The sequence below is a fragment of the uncultured Mucilaginibacter sp. genome, assembly GCF_937859865.1.
Lineage (GTDB): Bacteria > Bacteroidota > Bacteroidia > Sphingobacteriales > Sphingobacteriaceae > Mucilaginibacter_A.
This window is the reverse complement of the sequence record NZ_CALMAT010000169.1, coordinates 14131-31863: the sequence shown is the minus strand read 5'-3', so window position 1 is coordinate 31863 and position 17733 is coordinate 14131. Positions and strand designations below refer to the sequence as shown.

The 17733-nt window shown below is 41.3% G+C and carries 19 protein-coding genes; 7 read left to right on the top strand and 12 right to left on the bottom strand.

Annotation, left to right across the window (positions count from 1 at the left end; genetic code table 11):
• A partial coding sequence (locus Q0192_RS17885) for a DPP IV N-terminal domain-containing protein (protein WP_299291723.1) occupies positions 1 to 1786 on the bottom strand: 1786 nt, incomplete at its 3' end.
• Positions 1787 to 2107: 321 nt separating this feature from the next.
• Between Q0192_RS17885 and Q0192_RS17880 the strand changes: the two genes are divergently transcribed.
• The 4 genes from Q0192_RS17880 (at position 2108) to Q0192_RS17865 (ending at position 5604) form a co-directional block, all read left to right on the top strand.
• A complete protein-coding gene (locus tag Q0192_RS17880; protein WP_299291721.1) occupies positions 2108 to 3700 on the top strand; it encodes a carboxylesterase family protein in 1593 nt (530 codons plus the stop codon).
• Positions 3701 to 3853: 153 nt separating this feature from the next.
• Positions 3854 to 4783 (top strand): cyanophycinase, encoded by a 930-nt coding sequence (locus tag Q0192_RS17875; protein WP_299291719.1) that lies wholly within the window; start codon positions 3854 to 3856, stop codon positions 4781 to 4783.
• Positions 4784 to 5287 carry a nucleotidyltransferase substrate binding protein gene (locus Q0192_RS17870; RefSeq protein WP_299291717.1) on the top strand — a complete coding sequence of 168 codons (504 nt, stop codon included), beginning with the start codon at positions 4784 to 4786 and terminating at the stop codon, positions 5285 to 5287.
• Positions 5284 to 5604, top strand: coding sequence for a nucleotidyltransferase domain-containing protein (locus Q0192_RS17865; protein WP_299291715.1), 321 nt, complete (start codon positions 5284 to 5286; stop codon positions 5602 to 5604). Before Q0192_RS17870 ends, Q0192_RS17865 begins: the two co-directional genes overlap by 4 nt.
• 33 nt (positions 5605 to 5637) lie before the next feature.
• Here Q0192_RS17865 and Q0192_RS17860 read toward each other — a convergent pair whose 3' ends face one another.
• From Q0192_RS17860 to Q0192_RS17850, 3 genes are all read right to left on the bottom strand, one after another.
• The gene (locus tag Q0192_RS17860) at positions 5638 to 6327 is read right to left on the bottom strand and encodes a response regulator transcription factor (protein WP_299291713.1); all 690 of its coding nucleotides are present in this window, start codon (positions 6325 to 6327) and stop codon (positions 5638 to 5640) included.
• Positions 6327 to 7988 carry a HAMP domain-containing sensor histidine kinase gene (locus Q0192_RS17855; protein WP_299291711.1) on the bottom strand — a complete coding sequence of 554 codons (1662 nt, stop codon included), beginning with the start codon at positions 7986 to 7988 and terminating at the stop codon, positions 6327 to 6329. Before Q0192_RS17855 ends, Q0192_RS17860 begins: the two co-directional genes overlap by 1 nt.
• Positions 7989 to 8177: 189 nt before the next feature.
• Positions 8178 to 10070, bottom strand: coding sequence for a prolyl oligopeptidase family serine peptidase (locus Q0192_RS17850; RefSeq protein ID WP_299291709.1), 1893 nt, complete (start codon positions 10068 to 10070; stop codon positions 8178 to 8180).
• Between the two features lie 156 nt (positions 10071 to 10226).
• On the opposite strand from Q0192_RS17850, the gene Q0192_RS17845 reads away from it, so the two are divergent.
• From Q0192_RS17845 to rfbC, 3 genes are read left to right on the top strand one after another with little or no spacing between them, the layout of a single operon-like run.
• Positions 10227 to 12029, top strand: a complete 1803-nt coding sequence (locus Q0192_RS17845) for a tetratricopeptide repeat protein (protein ID WP_299291707.1) — start codon at positions 10227 to 10229, stop codon at positions 12027 to 12029.
• A gap of 21 nt (positions 12030 to 12050) precedes the next feature.
• On the top strand, positions 12051 to 12359 hold the full coding sequence (locus tag Q0192_RS17840; protein ID WP_299291705.1) for a DUF4286 family protein: 309 nt from the start codon (positions 12051 to 12053) through the stop codon (positions 12357 to 12359).
• Entirely contained in the window at positions 12356 to 12904 is a 549-nt protein-coding gene (rfbC, locus tag Q0192_RS17835; RefSeq protein WP_299291703.1) for a dTDP-4-dehydrorhamnose 3,5-epimerase, read from the top strand. Before Q0192_RS17840 ends, rfbC begins: the two co-directional genes overlap by 4 nt.
• Before the next feature lie 3 nt (positions 12905 to 12907).
• On the opposite strand, the gene Q0192_RS17830 is transcribed toward rfbC, so the two are convergent.
• The 8 genes from Q0192_RS17830 to Q0192_RS17795 form a co-directional block, all read right to left on the bottom strand.
• Positions 12908 to 13666 (bottom strand): metallophosphoesterase family protein, encoded by a 759-nt coding sequence (locus Q0192_RS17830; protein ID WP_299291701.1) that lies wholly within the window; start codon positions 13664 to 13666, stop codon positions 12908 to 12910.
• A gap of 55 nt (positions 13667 to 13721) precedes the next feature.
• Positions 13722 to 14381 (bottom strand): DUF2461 domain-containing protein, encoded by a 660-nt coding sequence (locus tag Q0192_RS17825; protein WP_299291699.1) that lies wholly within the window; start codon positions 14379 to 14381, stop codon positions 13722 to 13724.
• Positions 14382 to 14434: 53 nt separating this feature from the next.
• Positions 14435 to 14710 (bottom strand): hypothetical protein, encoded by a 276-nt coding sequence (locus Q0192_RS17820; RefSeq protein ID WP_299291697.1) that lies wholly within the window; start codon positions 14708 to 14710, stop codon positions 14435 to 14437.
• Between the two features lie 64 nt (positions 14711 to 14774).
• On the bottom strand, positions 14775 to 15368 hold the full coding sequence (locus tag Q0192_RS17815) for a DUF420 domain-containing protein (RefSeq protein ID WP_299291695.1): 594 nt from the start codon (positions 15366 to 15368) through the stop codon (positions 14775 to 14777).
• Between the two features lie 3 nt (positions 15369 to 15371).
• On the bottom strand, positions 15372 to 16004 hold the full coding sequence (locus Q0192_RS17810; RefSeq protein WP_299291693.1) for an SCO family protein: 633 nt from the start codon (positions 16002 to 16004) through the stop codon (positions 15372 to 15374).
• A gap of 74 nt (positions 16005 to 16078) precedes the next feature.
• Positions 16079 to 16420 carry a cytochrome C oxidase subunit IV family protein gene (locus Q0192_RS17805; RefSeq protein WP_299291691.1) on the bottom strand — a complete coding sequence of 114 codons (342 nt, stop codon included), beginning with the start codon at positions 16418 to 16420 and terminating at the stop codon, positions 16079 to 16081.
• Positions 16421 to 16438: 18 nt separating this feature from the next.
• The gene (locus Q0192_RS17800) at positions 16439 to 17128 is read right to left on the bottom strand and encodes a cytochrome c oxidase subunit 3 (RefSeq protein ID WP_299291688.1); all 690 of its coding nucleotides are present in this window, start codon (positions 17126 to 17128) and stop codon (positions 16439 to 16441) included.
• Between the two features lie 19 nt (positions 17129 to 17147).
• Positions 17148 to 17732, bottom strand: coding sequence for a cytochrome c oxidase subunit 3 (locus Q0192_RS17795; protein WP_299291686.1), 585 nt, complete (start codon positions 17730 to 17732; stop codon positions 17148 to 17150).
• Position 17733 lies beyond the last annotated feature (1 nt).

Genomic DNA, 17733 nt, shown 5'->3' with positions numbered 1-17733 from the left:
GGAAACTTTTAGAACGTAGCGGGTTGCTTGTCCCTTCAATTTCAACCACAACAAAACCTAATTCTGCAAGAGCCTGGTTATCACCCCTGGAAGCGGCAAAAGACCAACTGCCAACGCTGCCACCCTGCGGCCCCGGATAAATATAATCCACCACCGGATACTTCTTTTGTGCATTTAAATTGGTTGGCGTAAACATTAGCCCGTACAAATCCGTTTTGCCGTCATGTGCTTTTATGGTGATTGGAATTGGCGCGTGCCAGCCGGAAGCCGTTAATCTGGATACGTCCGCTTTCTCCAAATTCACCAATAATTTACCGTTTAAATCACGCAAAACCGTAACCGGCGGAACGTTTGGTTTGGAGTAACTATCAATAAAATAATCATTTCCGGGCGAGAAAGTAACTTGATGGTTTCCGGCTTCCGGCGTTAAAACTGCAAAGTGTTTTCCATCAAAACCAATTTTGCAAAGCTGGCTGAAATATGGGTTTTCTGCTTCCAATCCATCGGCCATAAAATACAGTTCGCGCTTTTTCTCGTCTACGTTAAGCAATTTTGTTACTACCCAATTGCCTTTGGTAATCTGGTTTTTTAGTTTTCCAGTTGAAGCATTGTACAGATACAAATGTCCCCAATTATCCCGTTCAGAATACCACAAAATCTCGTTAGTTTTGGCTAAGTAGCGCCAATTGATTGCCCCTTGTCCGGATTCAAATTGCGTGGCTACTTTTTCTTCAAAAACTTCGCGAACGGCTCCGGTTTCGGCATTTGCAATACGTACTTTTTCATCTTTATGGTCGCGCGAAGTGGAAACGAAAGCCAATTGCGAAGCGTCTGCGTTCCAATCTACATCGTCAAAACTTCCGCCGCTGGAAATATCATCACTTAAAGTGGCGCGGTGCGGATCTGGAGGAATTTGCAAGCGGATTACTTTTGGCTGATCCACATTGATAATCACGCGCTCAATCATCGCAATCACCGAATCGCCCGGCAACGGATATTTCCAGGCTTTCAAAGTTGGTTTGCCTACGTTGGTGCTCACCAAATACATGTCGCTCACCTTGCGCTGGTCTTGCTTAAAAGTGGCGATCTTTTTAGAATCAGGCGACCACAGTAAAACCGAGCTTTCACTTTGTTTCCAACCAGCGTTATCGGTTGCGTAACCATAATCTTTTACGCCATCGGTTGTTAATGCCGTTTGCTGGCTGGTGTTGACATCACGAACACACAAATTGTAATCCTTGATAAAAGCTGCTTTTGTTCCGTCGGGAGAAATAATTTCGTTGCCGGATGCCTGCTGCCCGCCTTCGTTGTTCAATGCTTTTTTTACCGATGAATTATCTGCAGCACATTGATAAGTAGTTAAATCGCATTTCCATTGTTTCCCATCTGCCTTAAAAATGATGGACTTTTGATCAGCCGACAAACTAAAATTTTGAAACGGAAGCCTATTTGCCTGGTAAGTTTTTCCGGTTGCCAAAGAAAGCGATGCCGCCAGTTTTTCCTGGTCAAAAGCGGCAGCACGTGTTTTTTTAGCTGCATCAACCAACATAAACCTGCTACCCTGCGGCGTTAAAACGTGGTACCAAAACTGGTTTTTGCTGATCCAATTTGGCCTGACGCTGGCGTAATCTACCAGCGTCGCTGTATTGTAAGCCATCATTTTTTCGGCATGTGCATAATCATTTGCCGTTAAAGCTGGCGCGTTAATTTGTTGGGCAAGCGCAGCAAATTCGTTTCCTAATGTTAAACCGAAAACTAAAATCCCGGAACGTAAAAGCTTGTTCATATATGTTGTATAACCGTTGCAAGATCAATATTTTGGGTGAAAGTAAACGAATAATAGCAATGCTTTTTAATATCAGCCAAAAAGTGCTGTAACAAGTTTAGGATAAACCCAATGCTTCTTTTAGCACCATAATTTATGTGCCTACATTAACCGGCATAGGGTGATGCTGATTTTTAGGCGATAAAAGAAGCATCACGATAAACACGTTTTTAAATCCGCCACAACAATTAAAATAGAAACTTATATTTGCTTGCACCACAATCAAATTTAACAAAACAAGTGTTGTGCTGATGCCAATCCATCAACCTAAAACCTGATTCAATGAAAAGTATTTATTCATTTTTAATGATTCCCATGATTGCTGCGGCGTTATTTTCATCAGCCAAAGCCCAAACTACTAACCGTGCAAAAGTTGCAAACGGAACGCTGGAAGGAACCACCGAAAGTTCGGGCATCCGCAGTTTTAAAGGCATTCCTTTTGCTGCGCCGCCCGTTGGCGATTTACGTTGGAAAGAACCGCAACCGGCAAAAAATTGGAGCGGCGTGCGCAAAGCAGACCATTTTGGCCCGCGCGCCATGCAAAGGTCCATTTTTAGCGATATGGTTTTTCGCTCAAACGGAATGAGCGAAGATTGTTTGTATTTGAACGTCTGGACACCGGCCAAATCAGCCAACCAAAAATTGCCCGTACTGGTCTATTTTTATGGCGGAGGTTTTGTAGGAGGCGATGGTTCGGAAGGCCGGTACGACGGCGAAGCGATGGCCCGAAAAGGCGTTGTTGCCGTTACTTTAAGCTACCGGTTGGATGTTTTCGGATTTATGGCGCACCCGGAATTAACGAAAGAATCGCCGCACCATGCTTCCGGAAATTATGGTTTGCTGGACCAAAACGCAGCTTTGCGTTGGGTAAAGCAGAATATTGCAGCTTTTGGCGGCGATCCAAATAAAATCACGATTGGCGGCGAGTCAGCAGGTTCTATTTCTGTTTTTGCACAAATGGCTTCGCCTTTATCCAAAAACCTGATTGCCGGTGCCATTGGCGAAAGCGGTGCGATGATTAAACCAACTTTTACGCCCGTTACTTTGGCCGAAGGCGAGCAAAGAGGCCTTGCTTTTGCAGAAAAAGTGAACGCAAAAACGCTGGCCGAACTGCGTGCCCTACCAGCCGAAAAACTGTTGGAAGCAACCGGGCAGCCAGGCGCATTTGGTGTTGCCGGAACAATTGACGGTTACTTTTTACCAGAAACACCGGCGGCTATTTTTGCAGCAGGAAAACAAGCCCATGTTCCGCTTTTGGTAGGCTGGAATTCGGCCGAATCCTCTTACCAGGGTTTGATGGGCCGTGATACGCCAACCGTGGAGAATTACAAAAACAAGTTGGAACAGCTTTACGGCGAACGTGCGGATGAGGCTTTAAAGCTTTATCCGGGAGCAAACCAGGAAGAGGTAATCCGCTCGGCAACGGCTTTGGCCAGCAATCGTTTTATTGCTTTTAGCACCTGGAAATGGGCCGATTTGCAAACTAAAACCGGCACCAAACCTGTTTACCGTTATTGGTTTTCGCACCCGCGGCCTGCTGCTGTTGGCCAAACCAACAATTCGGCTACCAGCACTGCACCAAAACCAATGGTTGGTGCATCGCATGCTTCGGAAATTGAATACGCCCTGGGAAACTTGCCGTACAATAAAGTTTATGCCTGGACAAAAGATGACGAACAGGTTTCGGAAACAATGCTTTCATACTTCGCCAACTTTGTTAAAACCGGTAATCCAAACGGTGGAAACTTGCCAAAATGGACGCCAAACACAGGCAGTAACCCGGTTTATTTTATGAATATTGATGTGAACAGCCAGTTAAAGCCGGAACAGGACCGCGCCCGTTATTTGTTTTTGGAAAAAGAATATATGAAGTAAGGCAATGCTTCTTTTATCGGTACTTTTTTAGGTTGATGAAAAGCTATTGGTTTGAAATTGCTAATAATTTTTTATTAGGAATAAAGGTGCAACGTGCCGTAACTGGATTACAATTAAAAACAGAAATCGGGTTTTTAATTATAATTTTAAATTATGAAAAAACACCTTTTTTTTCCGGTCATCCTGCTGCTTATTGGTTTTACCGTTGCTATCGCCCAAACGCCTATTCAAATCAATCCAAAATCTACCACCAGGCACGGGCCGGAAAAAGGTTCGCTGCTGATTATTGGCGGTAATGTTGGCACTACGCCATCCATTTGGAACAAATTTGTAGAACTGGCCGGCGGAAAAGCCAACGCAAAAATTGTAGTGATTACGGCTGCCGCCGGAGATTCTGCCGCTTACCGTTTTCAGGATGTAGAGCAAATAAAAAAAATTACCGGCATCAAAAACGTAAGCCTTTTGCACACCGGCAATTTAAGCGAGGCCAACAGCGAAAAGTTTATTGCGCCTTTAAAACAGGCAACAGGCGTTTACTTTTTGGGCGGCCGCCAATGGCACATTGCCGATTCTTACCTCAATACGCTTACGCACCAGGCATTTTTTGAGGTACTGAACCGTGGCGGTGTTATCGCCGGAAGTTCGGCCGGTGCTTCTATTATCGGATCTTTTTTATGGCGCGGCGATACCAAAGGCGCGCAAATTTTAATTGGCGACCATACGCAAGGTTTAGGGTTTTTGAAAAACTCGGCTATTGACCAGCATCTGCTTAAAAGAAATCGGCAGTTTGATCTGGTTGATTTTATTAAAACTGCGCCCGAACTGATCGGGATTGGTCTGGACGAAGCAACGGCTGTTTTGGTGCAACGCGATACAATGGAGGTTTTGGGGAAATCTTACGTCGCCATTTACGATTACAACACGATTATTGGCAACGGGCCAAATCATGTAAAAAACAACCAGGAAGATTTTACCGCTTCTTCCGGGCCGTTTATTTTTCTAAGCGAAGGCCAGAAGTACGATTTACGAAATCGGAAAGTCATCAAACCAGCGCGTCCAGTTAAAACCGACACTGATTTTTAGGTGGTAAAAACAGTATCGGGCAAAACGGTTGCAGGGCAAGTTCTTGAGGCTAATTTTAAAGCTGGTTTTACTACTTATCTTCGCCCAAATTTAATCAATATGGAAAAACCAAAAGATATAAGATGGCAACAACGGTTTGCAAACTTTGAAAAGGCATTGGCCCAACTTACGGAATTTATTGAAAAAGGAGAATTAAACAAGTTTGAAGAACAAGGTTTAGTAAAGTGTTTTGAATATAACCATGAACTGGCTTGGAATGTGATGAAGGACTTTTTAACAGAGGATGGAATAAAAGATATTTATGGTTCAAAAACAGCAACAAAACAAGCTTTTAATAAGGAGTTAATAAATAATGGCGAAGTTTGGATGGAGATGATCGAAAGCAGAAACGAGAGCGTACATACTTATAATGAAGAAACAGCAGATAAAATAGCTTCTAAAATTGTAAATGATTATTATGCTGAACTTGCAAGTTTTAGTAGTAAAATGAAATCCTTATTATGAAATTTGGCTTAAAACCAGAAACGATAGATAAAATCAATTCCGTATTTATAAAGTATCCGGAAGTGGAAAAAGTAATTATTTATGGTTCGCGGGCTAAAGGAAATTACCGAAACGGATCAGACATTGATATCACGTTAAAAGGTGAAAATTTAACTGATAAAATACGTTCCAAGATCAGTTGGGATATTGATGATTTAAACACGCCTTATTTATTTGATATTTCCATATTTGATCAACTAAATTCCCCTGATTTGGAGGAACAAATTGAAAGGGTTGGACAAATTTTTTATAGTAAAGACCCTAAAGCAATAAGTTAAATTTATACCGATAAAAGAAGCATTAGACCAAACCTACTCCAGCACAAACTTATACCCAATCCCTCTTACCGTTTGCAAAAACTGCGGTGAATCCGGGTTTTCTTCAATTTTTTTCCGAAGGCGGACGATGTGCATATCCAAAGTCCGGGTGTTTACGTCGGCGTTGTAGCCCCAAACTTCCATCATCAGTTCTTCGCGATGAATGACTTTATTTTTGTTTTTAAGGAAGTATAGCAAAATACGGTTTTCCAGGATAGTCAATTCTATCTTTTTGCCGTCTTTAATCAGCGTATGTGTGTTGGGCTGATGCTCCATGTTGGCAAACTTGTAGGTTTCGGCCTTGTCGTTGCTCAACTTGTAGCGCACTTTGTTTTCAATCAAAGCAACCAAAACATCCATGTTAAATGGTTTGGTGATGTAATCCGAAACGCCAACGTTGTAAGCCTCAATCTTGTCCACGTCCTGCGCTTTGGCCGTCATCATAATCACCAGGTTATCAAAACCTTTACTGCGGATTTCCTCACAAACTTCTGATCCTTGTTTGCCCGGCAGCATCCAGTCCAGCAGCACAATATCCGGCTGTTCTTCCAAAATCATTTTTTCTGCGGAAAGTCCGTCCGCAGCTTCCAAAATCGTGTAACCTTCAGCTTCCAAACGTTCGGCAACCAAAAAACGAAGGTTTTCATCGTCTTCTACCAGTGCAATTTTAATTTCTTTACCCATTATTGATTTTCATAAGGCAATGTAACCACAAATTCGGAACCTTTGCCAATGTTGCTTTTAACACTGATTTCTCCGTGCATAAAATTAATTAGTTCTTTGCAAAAAGCAAGCCCCAGGCCAACACTTCCGTTTTGGTTGTATTGGTTTTGTACCCGATAAAATTTTTTAAAAATATTGTCGAGTTCGGCCTGCTCTATACCAATCCCCTGGTCTTTAAATTTAAAGGTAACGCCTTTTTTATGCTTTTCAATTTTTATAGCCAATTCTTTTCTGTCGGGCGGCGAATATTTGTAAGCGTTTTCCATCATGTTTTGGTAAACACTGCCCAGCAAAATTGGGTCGGTAAAAAAAGTATCCACTTTTTCGATGGCATAACTGATGTTGAAAGCTGGGTATTTAATCTTAAAAGAACCGATCTGGCTTTTGGTAAACTGCTCCAAATCAACCTGCTCGCTTTTTACTTGGATGGATTTATTTTCCAATTGCGTAAACGATAACAACTTGTTCATCAGCTCGTTCAGCTTGTCGGCTTCTTCGTTCAAAATTTTGCCGTAATGGATGCGCTGCCTTTCGCTCAGTTCGTTTTTGCTCTGCAAGTTTGAACCGGCAATCTTGATCACGCTTACCGGCGTTTTAAATTCGTGCGTAAAATTGTTGATGAAATCGTACTGCAGCTTAAACACTTTCAGGTTTACGTTCAGGTTGCGGTAGATGAGCAGCGCGATCACCAGCAGGAAAAAATAAACCATCAGTACGCCAAAAGCGATCGGCAAAAAACGTTGGATAATTTCGTGCATCAAAAAACGCTTACTGGTACGGAAATAAAGTTTATAATCTGAAAAAGCGCCCGGAAAAGCAATTTCGGTAACCACTTTTTCCTGATCGTTGTCCAATTGATCGTAAACCAAAGGCCGGATCGTGATGGATTGGTACAAACCTGGGTTGGTATTGCGGATTTTTAAAGCAAATGGGTCCAGGTAAAACGTGAGCATATCCTGCTGGTAAGTAGAAACCGGCTCTTTTACGTTAACCAACTCCTTGTATATTTTCAGTTCCTGCCGCCGCGGTATGTTTAAGTAAGTGATTTTATTGCGCTGAATATTGTAAAAAACCTTGCGTACATCAATATCCGGGCTGCTGATTTTTGCCGTGTCTACATCTTCCACAAAAGCCGACAATTGCAAAGCCATCTGGTTAAAATCCGCATTGTTGATCTTGTTTTTCGGCAGCAACTTCGTGAAAACGCGGGCAGGATTGGCTTTATAGGGAGAAAAATCACAAACGGATTTGATGGTGATGCTGAGGTTGTTGGTGCGCAACGTATAGTTTTTGCGGTTGTTGCTGATGGCCAAATCGTAAAAGGTTATTTTTTTAACAAAGGGAAAATTGCTGAAAACCGAGCCGGAGTAATTGGAAGCCGATTTTACATTGAGAAAGCCATCGTAAGAAGTTATTTCGGCTACTTTGTTTTGAAAGAAATTGTTGTAAGGTTTGATCGTCTGCTCCAGCACGTTCACTTTTTGCGAAACAAACTCGTTCTCGACATAACCACGCGTTAATTTATAGGCTAAAAGAAGTATCACAATAACAAAGGCCGAAATGAGGACCACAAATGCCGAGACCAGTAAAAAGTTTTTCCGGTAAGCCCTTTTGTCTTTCATTCAATCAATGTAGTTATTTTAAAAATTTTAGAAGCTGATTAAAATGTATTTACCAAGCTTTCCATGCTTCTTTTATCACCTAAAAATTGGTGGGCAATTGGTTTGTAATTTGTTTAGGCTGGTGCATACACCAATTTTTATAGGGTAAAAGAAGCATCGTAATTTTTTTGTACAAATCTAAACAAGTTCTTACTTCTTGTTTTTAAGGTTGTTTTCCAGGAAGTTTTCAATTTCGCCGTACATTTCCAAACGGTTGTTTTCGTTTTTGAAAAAAAAGCGTTCGTTTTCCTTCAACACGTATTCTACGCTTACATCGCGGCTGCGCAAATCACGCACAAATTGGTTCAGCTCGCTGATATTTGCCCGCGGGTCTTTTGCGCCCTGAAAGATCAGCAAAGGCGCTTTAATTTTATCGGTATGAAAAACCGGCGAAATGGCGCGTAGCATGTCTGCATCTTTTTCAGGGTTGCCCACCATTTCGTAAGTCATGCTAAGATAAGGCTTTAAAAACGGCGGCACATCTTTTATATAGGTAAAAAAGTTGATCAAACCGTACTGCACCACCGCGCATTGGTACAAACCGGGATTAAAAGAAATACCATACAAAGCCGAAAAACCGCCAAAACCATTGCCATAAATAGCTATTTCTTTAGGGTTTGCAATTTTATTGGCGATCAACCATTTTACGCCATCGGTAATGTCCTGCTGCATTTTTCCGCCCACTTCTTTAAAACCGGCACTTTTAAATGCTTTGCCATAACCGGTAGAACCCCGGTAATTTACCTGAAAAACAGCATAGCCACGGTTTGCCAAAAACTGCACTTCGGCATTGTAGCCCCAACTGTTGCGGCTCCAGGGGCCGCCATGCGGCATCACTACTACCGGCAAATCATTTTGGTAAGGCGTTTGGGGCAAAGTCAAATAGCCATTGATTAGCAGACCATCGCGGGCTTTGTAAGAAATAGGCTTCATAGCGCACATCTCTTCTGGCTTGATATCGGTATTAAAATCGGTTAGCTTGGTTAGCTTTTTGCTGTCGGCTGCATACAAATAAACAGAACCCGGGCTTCGGTCGGTGTATGTACTGATCAGCAATTTATTTTCAGAAGTATCGCGGTCAATAACCTTAATTTCCTGATCGGGCAAAAGCTGCGAAAGGTCATCGTAAACCAGCATCATTTGTTTGTTCAAAATAAGCTTTCTTGGTTTTGCTTCTTCCCAACTTACCAAATCCAAACGATGTTTACTTCTGGAGTAATTAACTTCACCAATATCGGCTGTTTTTTGGTCCAAGATCATTTTCACTTCTTTGCCTGTTGCCGCATCAATTTCCACTAAAGCAGTTTTATCGCGGTTGAGGTTAGAAAGTGCATAAAAATGGTTGCCACCGGCTTGTGTAAAAGCAACAGGCGTAACCGAATTACGGAAATTGTTGCTGATGATGGGTTTAAAAGGATGCGCATCGTCTTGCCGGAACAAAATCGTTTCGTTCACGCCATCGGAGGCTTTGGCTAAACGGATCGTGCCTTCCGAAGCTGGGTACCATTCGGTAATGTTGCCCGGATTTTTGATGTACAGTTTCAGTTCGCCGGTTTGCACATTCAAATTATAAACATCAAAAGTGGCCGAATCGCGCTTGTTCATCACAATATTGATCCAGTCTTTGTTTGCTTGGTTCCGGCTCAGCAACCGCAGCTTCACCTTAGCCAGAGAGAGGAGCATCTTAGGTTTCATGTCCCGCATATCCAGGGCAAAAAGCTGGTATTGGTTCAGGTCCGTCAGGTCTTTGTTGAAAATCAGTTCATTGTTCAAGCTCCAGAAATAATCTTTTACCGGATAATCAGCAAAAGAAGTAACGCGACTTTCTTTGCCATTAGCAATATTTTGTACAAAAATATTGGGCTTTTCATGGTACAGCTTCAAATAGGAAATATATTGGCCGTTGGGCGAGATGTGAAAAGCAGTTTTTTCGGGCGTTTTAAAAAAACTGATCACCGGGATTTTTCTTACACTATTGTTGGTGCACGCGTTAAAAACAACCGTAACTGCACAAACAACAAACAACCAATAAAGCCTTCTCATCAGGTTCTGGGATACTAAATCCGAATAATTTGATTGGGTTAAATTAGAAATTAAGCCAGAATTAAATCCTCTGTCATCACAATTTTACACCTGCCCGGCTGGCTTATTTCCGGCATAACTTCGTTTAAACACATAATTAGTTTATTTTTGATTGGTATGAAGCTGTTTTTATCCCTTCTTTTTTCGTGTCTCTTTTTAACTGCCGTAGCGCAATCTGATGACGTGCTGCTGGCCAGACAATATGCGGCATCCGGAGAAAAAGACAAAGCCAGCCAGCTTTACCAGAAATTGTACAAGCAGGACAACGAAACGTATTTTAAACCTTATTGTTACAGCCTGATCAGCCTAAAAAAACTGGACGAAGCCGAAAACCTGGCCAAAAAAATGGCCAAAAAGCATCCCGGCAATGTGGATTATTCCATTATGCTGGCCAATATTTATACAGAAAAAGGTGAAGCGCCAAAAGCCGAAGCGGTTTATAAAGACATCCTGAAAAACTTGCCTGCCGATGAAGGCCAAATTTCGATGATTGCAAACCAATTGTACCAGGCCGGAAATACGGATTATACCATCAAGGTTTTTTTGCAAGGCCGCGCGTTATTGCATAATGACCAGTTGTTCTCGATGCCGCTGATCAGCATGTACCGTTTTCGGCGAGAAAAAATGCAAATGGCGGCAGAATATTTAAACATCCTGACTTCCAACCCGGATTATCTGTACCAGGCACAAAACAACATCGCCAACCAGTTTGACGGCCCTGCAGATTACGAAACGTTTAAAGGTTTGCTGCTGGATAAAATCCAGAAAAACCCGCAAGCCATCGTTTTTACCCAACTGCTTACCTGGCAATATTTGCAGCAAAAAGAGTACGAACTGGCATTAAACCAGGTGATCGCGCTTTCTAAACGCCAGAAAGACAACGGCGAGCAGGTTTTCCAGCTTTGCCAAACATTAAACAGCAACGAAGCTTATGATGCCGCCATCCGCGGTTACGAATTTGTGATTTCGAAAGGAAAAGAGCGCGAGTATTATATTCCTTCGCGGATTGAAATCCTCAACACTAAAAATTTAAAAGTTACTTCGGGCAAATACCAGCAGCAGGATTTAATCAGCTTAGAAAAAGATTATCAGGATTTATTAACCGAGTTTGGCAAAAGCAGCAATACTGCTTTTGCCATGCAAAAATTGGCCAGGCTCGAGGCTTTTAAATTGCATAAAACAGCCGAAGCGGAGAAATTATTGGAGCAGGCCGTGCAAATCCCCGATCTACAACAAAACCTTTTGGCCGATTGCAAAATGGATTTGGGCGATGTTTACCTGCTGAACAACGAACCCTGGGAAGCAACTTTGCTTTACAGCCAGGTTGAAAAAGGCTTCCCAAACACCAATATCGCGCAGGAAGCCAAATACCGCAACGCCCATTTGGCTTATTTTACCGGCGATTTTACCTGGGCAAAAGCACAATTGGATGTGTTAAAAGCGGCAACTTCGCAACTGATTGCCAACGATGCTTTAAACCTTTCGCTTTTAATTACTGATAATACGGCTTTTGATTCTACCGGAAATGCACTTAAAATGTATGCCCGAGCCGATTTTTTGATTTACAAAGAGCAAACCGACCGTGCTGTAAAAACTTTGGACAGCATTGACCGGGTTTATCCGGGCAATACTTTGGCTGATGATATTTTGATGGCTAAAGCACGAATTTTTATCCAGCAAAAACAGTATGCCGCCGCACTTACGCCTTTGCAAAAAATTGTGGCCGATCATCCTACCGAACTTTGGGCCGATGATGCTGTTTTTATGATGGCTGATTTATACGAAAACCGCCTGAACGACAAAGCCAAAGCCCAGCAATTGTACCAAAAAATCATTACCGATTATCCTTCAAGCTTATGGATCAGCGAAGCGCGGAAAAAATTCAGGGCTTTGCGTGGCGATGCGGTGCCGAGTTCCTGATAAAAACCATAGTTTTACGCCATGTTCATTTATAATATTACGGTTTTAATTGAAGAAACCCTGGAGCAGGAATGGTTAAACTACGTTCAAACCGAATTTATTCCGGCTATTTTGGACACAGGTTTTTTCCAGTCCTGTCAACTGTTGCAAGTAACGGATTCGCCAAACGAAGGCTTAACTTATTGCGTCCAGTTTCGTACAAATGAAATTTCATCCTTGCAATCTTACCAAAGTTTATACGCCCTGCAAATTGAAAGCGCACATCAATTAGCATTTCCAAACCAATTGGTTACTTTTAGTTCAACCATGAAACTCATCAACGAACAATGAATATCAGCAACACAAAAATTGAAGGTTTAAAAATTATCGAGCCACGCATTTTCCCGGACGACCGCGGCTATTTTTACGAAAGTTATAACGAAAAAAAATACAGAGAGGCCGGCATTGATGCTTCTTTTGTGCAGGACAACCAGTCGTTTTCTGCAAAAGGGACTTTGCGCGGTTTGCACGGGCAGGCCAACCCATTTGCACAAGGAAAATTAGTGCGTGTTTTGCAAGGCCGCGTTTTGGATGTTGCGGTTGATATCCGTAAAAATTCGCCAACTTTTGGCCAGTATGTTACGGTTGAACTGACTGGCGAAAACCACAAACAATTTTGGGTTCCGCCCGGCTTTTTGCACGGTTTTGTTACTTTGGAAGACGATACCATTTTCACTTATAAAGTAACCAACTATTACGATAAAGCTTCGGAAATTGGTGTGGTTTGGAATGACCCAACTTTAAATATTGATTGGCAAACGGATATTTCCAAGCTTTTGCTTTCGCCAAAAGATGAAATTTTACCAACTTTTACTGATTTTAAAAGCCCGTTTTAGGCTTCAACTTTTCAAAGATTTGGGCATACGGCCGTACAACAAGCCTTGTGCCCAATCTTCCCTTCCGTTTTTTTGAGCCATTGCCGAAGCCGCATTCCAATCGTAAGTACAATTTATTTGTGCCGTGTTGATGCTGTTTTTATCGGCATAAATTAAAGCATACTTGGCATGAGGTGTCATGGATTCCATCGAAAAACGAAATTCAGCATTTCCCAAATAAGCAGGCAAACCAACGCTGCCTGGGTTCAAAATAATTTTTCCGTTAGAAAGCCGCACAACACGGTTAACATGCGAATGGCCACATAAAATTATTTGCTCTTTAATGTGCGCCGTTTTTGCCATCAGTTCTTCGTCCTTAAAAACAAAAACGCCACGTTCGGTTACTTCTTCCAGCAAATATTGGTTATCACTTTCCGGCGTTCCGTGGCAGGCAAAAATTAAATCATCAATAATTTGGGTTGAAGGAAGCATTTTCAACCAGTCAATGCTTCTTTTACCAAGGTTTTTTTTAACTTGTTCTAAAGTTTCATCGGCAGTTATTTTATCTAAATTTTCCAGAATATCGCGGTCTTTATTTCCGCTGATGCAAATCATCTGCTCAACCAAAATCATTTCCGCTGTTTTTTCCGGTTCTAACGGCCCGAAAACATGATCGCCCAAATTGATGATCACATCTACTTTTTTTGTTTTGATGTCTTTTAAAACAGCTTCCAAAGCAAGCGCGTTTCCATGGATATCAGAAAGGATGGCGTAAGTTTTCATGATGCAATGCTTCTTTTACCACACAAAAATTAGTGTAGCTTTATTTGGGAAGCAACTATTGCAACGCCTGGTGCAGGAAATTGTTGAGCGGACAAACTTTGGCAAAAAGTTTAGCAATGTTGTTTGCCGCATCCTTTTTCATCAATTCTTTATCAGATAATTGATGCATAGCTGCATAACTTTTCAACTTCAACAAATTGATATTTGGATGGTCTGCCTCATAACCTTTCGGGTTGTTTTTTAACTGTTCCTGCTGATCGAAGGCCGAAAAAGTATCGGTAAAAGAAGCATTGTTGATGATCGCTTTCAATGCTTCGCCGTTGTAATCAATTTCCTGGCGGATAAATTTTAAATGATCGGCCGGAGGCATCCAATAACCGCCGCCGGCAAAAGAAGCATCAGGTTGAATGTGGAGGTAATAACCAATTTCGGCATTGCCATTGCCGGTTTTAAAATTGATGCCGAAGTTGTTTTTGTAAGGCGTTTTGTCTTTGCTAAAACGGATATCGCGGTAAATCCGCATCACACATTTTTTCGGATCGTTATCGGCGTTAACCATCGGGTCAATTTTGGCAAGCAGCGTTAAAATTTGCCCGGCAAATCCAATTACATTTTCGCGTGCCTGCTCATACAAGTCTTTATGATCCAGAAACCAATCGCGGTTGTTATTTTCTACTAATTGCTTTAAAAAATCAAAGGTTTCTGGTTTGATCATTTACGATGTTTGGCTGTCGGCAATAAATTTTATGTGGTAAAAGAAGTATCAGCTTAATTTAAGTTGAGCCTTTCGTTGCGCATGTTCAGCTCCACATTCCTCCGCCTAAACCTTTTAAACCAAATATAGCCAACTACGGCTGCAGCCAGGTAAGGCGCGGCAAGCAACACCATAATCCCTTTGTTCAAGCCATCGGCCTGTTTATTTCCGCTGCCATGCGAAGTTTCTACATTGGCCGCGCACATGGCGCATTGTGCATAAGAAGGTTGTGTGCTTACGAAAAGCAGCATCAGCACAAACGCTGCAAATATTGTTTTTAAACTTTTCATCGTTTTAATTTTTATGTGGTAAAAGAAGCATTATAACAGTGCTCGTTTCTCTTGCAAATTTAAGCTAAAACTGATAATAAGGCGAAATCATAATGTAAACTATTACACCTGTTACCGTTACATAAAACCATATTGGCCACGTCCAGCGAACGATCTTTCTGTGCCTGGCAATTTGGTTTTGCAGCGCAAAGCTGAAGCTAAACAAAATTAACGGCAAAACGATGGCAGCGAGTATAATATGCGAGATCAGAATAGCAAAATAAATGTAGCGCAGGTTTCCGGCAGCTAACTTTTCGGAGGCAGAAACAATGCCGTTTCCGTCCAAATCGCCGTAACGGGTTTCGGGGGCGAGGTAATGAAAAACGATATACAAAACCAGGAACAACGACGAAAGGACAAACGCTGTAATGTTGATTCTTTTGTGCATTGCAATATTTTTCTGTTTGATAAAATAGAGCGATAAAAGAAGCAATATACTGCAAGTTCCGTTTAAATAAGCATTGATCAGAGGCAGTTTGTAGGTGAATGAAGGTAACGATGAAGGAACCGGAAGCACCTTCATGATCAATATCACAACAACCGCGAATACAAATATCGAAACGCCAATGATAATCCTGAAGATCAGCTTATCCTGTGCGTTGTTGGTTTTGACCGGCATTCTTTAATATAAATTATCTTTTATGTTACGCAGTTCTTCTGCAATCAGCACTTTAATTTCGTCGTTCAGTTTGCTCATTTCGTTGATAGAAGTGCCGTTATAATAACCCCGAATCCGCCGCTCCTGATCTAACAAAACTAATTTTTCGCTGTAAACATAATTATCCGGGTTATTTTTTCCATTAACGGCAGAGAGCAACAAACCATTTCGGCTAAGGCCATAAATTGTAGTGGTGTCGCCGGTTAAAAACTTCCACTGGTTATCGTTTGCTTTTAAAGCTTTTGCATAATTTTTTAAAACCGACACTTTATCTGTTTCCGGGGCTACCGTTATCGAAACGAATTTCAGCATATTGTTTTTGGTGTAATTGCTGGCCAGTTCTGCCACATTTTTGCTGATTTCATTACATAAAGTAGGACAATGGGTAAAAAAGAAATTCATGACCACAACTTTGCCTTTTAAGCTTTGCTGGGTAACCAATTTGCCATCCTGGTCATACAGTTTAAAATCCTGCACCTGATGATAAATGGTATCGTAAATAACTTTTCCCTTTACTTTATGAAACGTTTTTGCTACTTGTTTTGGGCCATATATTGGCAGAGGATTATACCTGTTTTTGCCTTTGGCTTGCAGCAAATAATACAAAAATCCTGGTACTATCAGGATAAGTACCAGGATTACAAATCTTTTAACAGCAGTAAGATCGAACATTAATGCTTGGCCAGCAACCAGTAATTACCTTCGTTGGTTAAAACAAGTATCAAACCAATGATAAACAAAGTAGGCACCAGGATTGCGTAGGCCATGCCAATTTTCTCAAACCGCAAGTGCATAAAATAAGCAACGATATAAAATGCTTTAGCTAAAGTAAGCACGATATAAACGGGGTTTGCTATTCCCTGCTTTAAAACATGGTGCGGGACCAGATATAAAGCAATTATAAATTCGATGGCGGTTATGCCAAGCAATACAAAAAACACTTGCCAGATTTTGTGTTTGGAAAGTGATTCATGATTTTCATCATGATGAACATTGGAAGGTTCTGTGCTCATAATATTTTTATTTATAAATTATACCAGATAGAAAAAAGTAAAAACAAAAACCCATACTAAATCAACAAAGTGCCAGTACAGGCCAACTTTTTCTACCATTAAATAACTGCCCCGCTTTGCATAGGTTCCTTTTAAAACGTTGATTAGGATAATGATATTAATGACCACGCCGGTAAATACATGGAAACCATGAAACCCGGTGATGGTAAAAAACAGATTGGTAAAGTTTGTTCCGGTGGGCAAACCTGTGGCACTTTTAAAAGGGTTGCTTCCCCACCAGGCACCTTCTTCGTGCAAGTGCGTCCATTCCAAAGCCTGGCAGCTTAAAAAGATTAATCCACCAATAACGGTTAAAAACATCCACCATGATACTTCTTTTTTAGCGCCCCGATGGCCGGCCTCTACAGCAAGAACCATCGTTACCGAACTCATAATCAGGATAAAAGTCATCAATCCCACAAAAACCAAGGGCGCACCATGTTCTTTTATAAAAGGGATGGATTGAAAAACTTCATCAGGCATGGGCCATGCTTTTGCGCTAAAGCGCAAAGAACCATAAGCTATCAGTAATGCCGAAAAAGTAAACGCATCAGACAGCAGAAAGAACCACATCATCATTTTTCCATATTCTACAGAAAACGGAGAACGGCCACCTGCCCAGGGTGTGGTTTTAATTTGATCGATCGGTGCTACGGAAGTTGTACTCATCTAAGTTATATGTATAGAATTATTGTTGATTCAAAAGTAAAAAAACATAAAGATATATCCATAAAATATCTACGAAATGCCAAAATATGGAAGTCATCTCTAAACGAAAAAGATTTTTAACAGGCGGGTTATTCTTGTAGCTACCTATTAAACTGCTGATTACCAAAATCAGGCCGGCAAGGATATGAACGAGATGGACACCAGTAAATATATAGATAAAAGATTGTGAAGCATTTGGGTTAACTAAGTAAACGCCCATTTTTACCAAAATACTCCAGGCAAAAAACTGCAGGCAAAAAAAAGCAAGCCCTAAACCAAGCGTTGCCCAAAGGTACTGCCTTTGCCTATCGTATTGCAATTTCTTTGCCGAACGAAAAGCCAGATACATGGTAACACTGCTTAACAGGATTACAATGGTGCTAAATATAAAGGCGTGCGGCAAAATAATTTTAATCCCTTTATCAGTAGAACCTTGCGAGTACACGATAAAACCGCTGGTAAAAGCAGCAAAAAGCATAAACGAGGTTATGATAAACAACCACATGCTAAACTTTTGCGGCTGAAGGTTTAACTTTTCTTTATTATCGGTAACAAATTGAGCCATT

Excerpts from the sequence above, each read along its gene's own strand:
- Q0192_RS17880 (WP_299291721.1), top strand. The coding sequence starts at position 2,108 with ATGAAAAGTATTTATTCATTTTTAATGATTCCCATGATTGCTGCGGCG.
- Q0192_RS17875 (WP_299291719.1), top strand. The coding sequence starts at position 3,854 with ATGAAAAAACACCTTTTTTTTCCGGTCATCCTGCTGCTTATTGGTTTT.
- Q0192_RS17865 (WP_299291715.1), top strand. The coding sequence starts at position 5,284 with ATGAAATTTGGCTTAAAACCAGAAACGATAGATAAAATCAATTCCGTA.
- Q0192_RS17860 (WP_299291713.1), bottom strand. The coding sequence starts at position 6,327 with ATGGGTAAAGAAATTAAAATTGCACTGGTAGAAGACGATGAAAACCTT.
- Q0192_RS17855 (WP_299291711.1), bottom strand. The coding sequence starts at position 7,988 with ATGAAAGACAAAAGGGCTTACCGGAAAAACTTTTTACTGGTCTCGGCA.
- Q0192_RS17850 (WP_299291709.1), bottom strand. The coding sequence starts at position 10,070 with ATGAGAAGGCTTTATTGGTTGTTTGTTGTTTGTGCAGTTACGGTTGTT.
- Q0192_RS17845 (WP_299291707.1), top strand. The coding sequence starts at position 10,227 with ATGAAGCTGTTTTTATCCCTTCTTTTTTCGTGTCTCTTTTTAACTGCC.
- Q0192_RS17840 (WP_299291705.1), top strand. The coding sequence starts at position 12,051 with ATGTTCATTTATAATATTACGGTTTTAATTGAAGAAACCCTGGAGCAG.
- rfbC (WP_299291703.1), top strand. The coding sequence starts at position 12,356 with ATGAATATCAGCAACACAAAAATTGAAGGTTTAAAAATTATCGAGCCA.
- Q0192_RS17830 (WP_299291701.1), bottom strand. The coding sequence starts at position 13,666 with ATGAAAACTTACGCCATCCTTTCTGATATCCATGGAAACGCGCTTGCT.
- Q0192_RS17825 (WP_299291699.1), bottom strand. The coding sequence starts at position 14,381 with ATGATCAAACCAGAAACCTTTGATTTTTTAAAGCAATTAGTAGAAAAT.
- Q0192_RS17820 (WP_299291697.1), bottom strand. The coding sequence starts at position 14,710 with ATGAAAAGTTTAAAAACAATATTTGCAGCGTTTGTGCTGATGCTGCTT.
- Q0192_RS17815 (WP_299291695.1), bottom strand. The coding sequence starts at position 15,368 with ATGCCGGTCAAAACCAACAACGCACAGGATAAGCTGATCTTCAGGATT.
- Q0192_RS17805 (WP_299291691.1), bottom strand. The coding sequence starts at position 16,420 with ATGAGCACAGAACCTTCCAATGTTCATCATGATGAAAATCATGAATCA.
- Q0192_RS17800 (WP_299291688.1), bottom strand. The coding sequence starts at position 17,128 with ATGAGTACAACTTCCGTAGCACCGATCGATCAAATTAAAACCACACCC.
- Q0192_RS17795 (WP_299291686.1), bottom strand. The coding sequence starts at position 17,732 with ATGGCTCAATTTGTTACCGATAATAAAGAAAAGTTAAACCTTCAGCCG.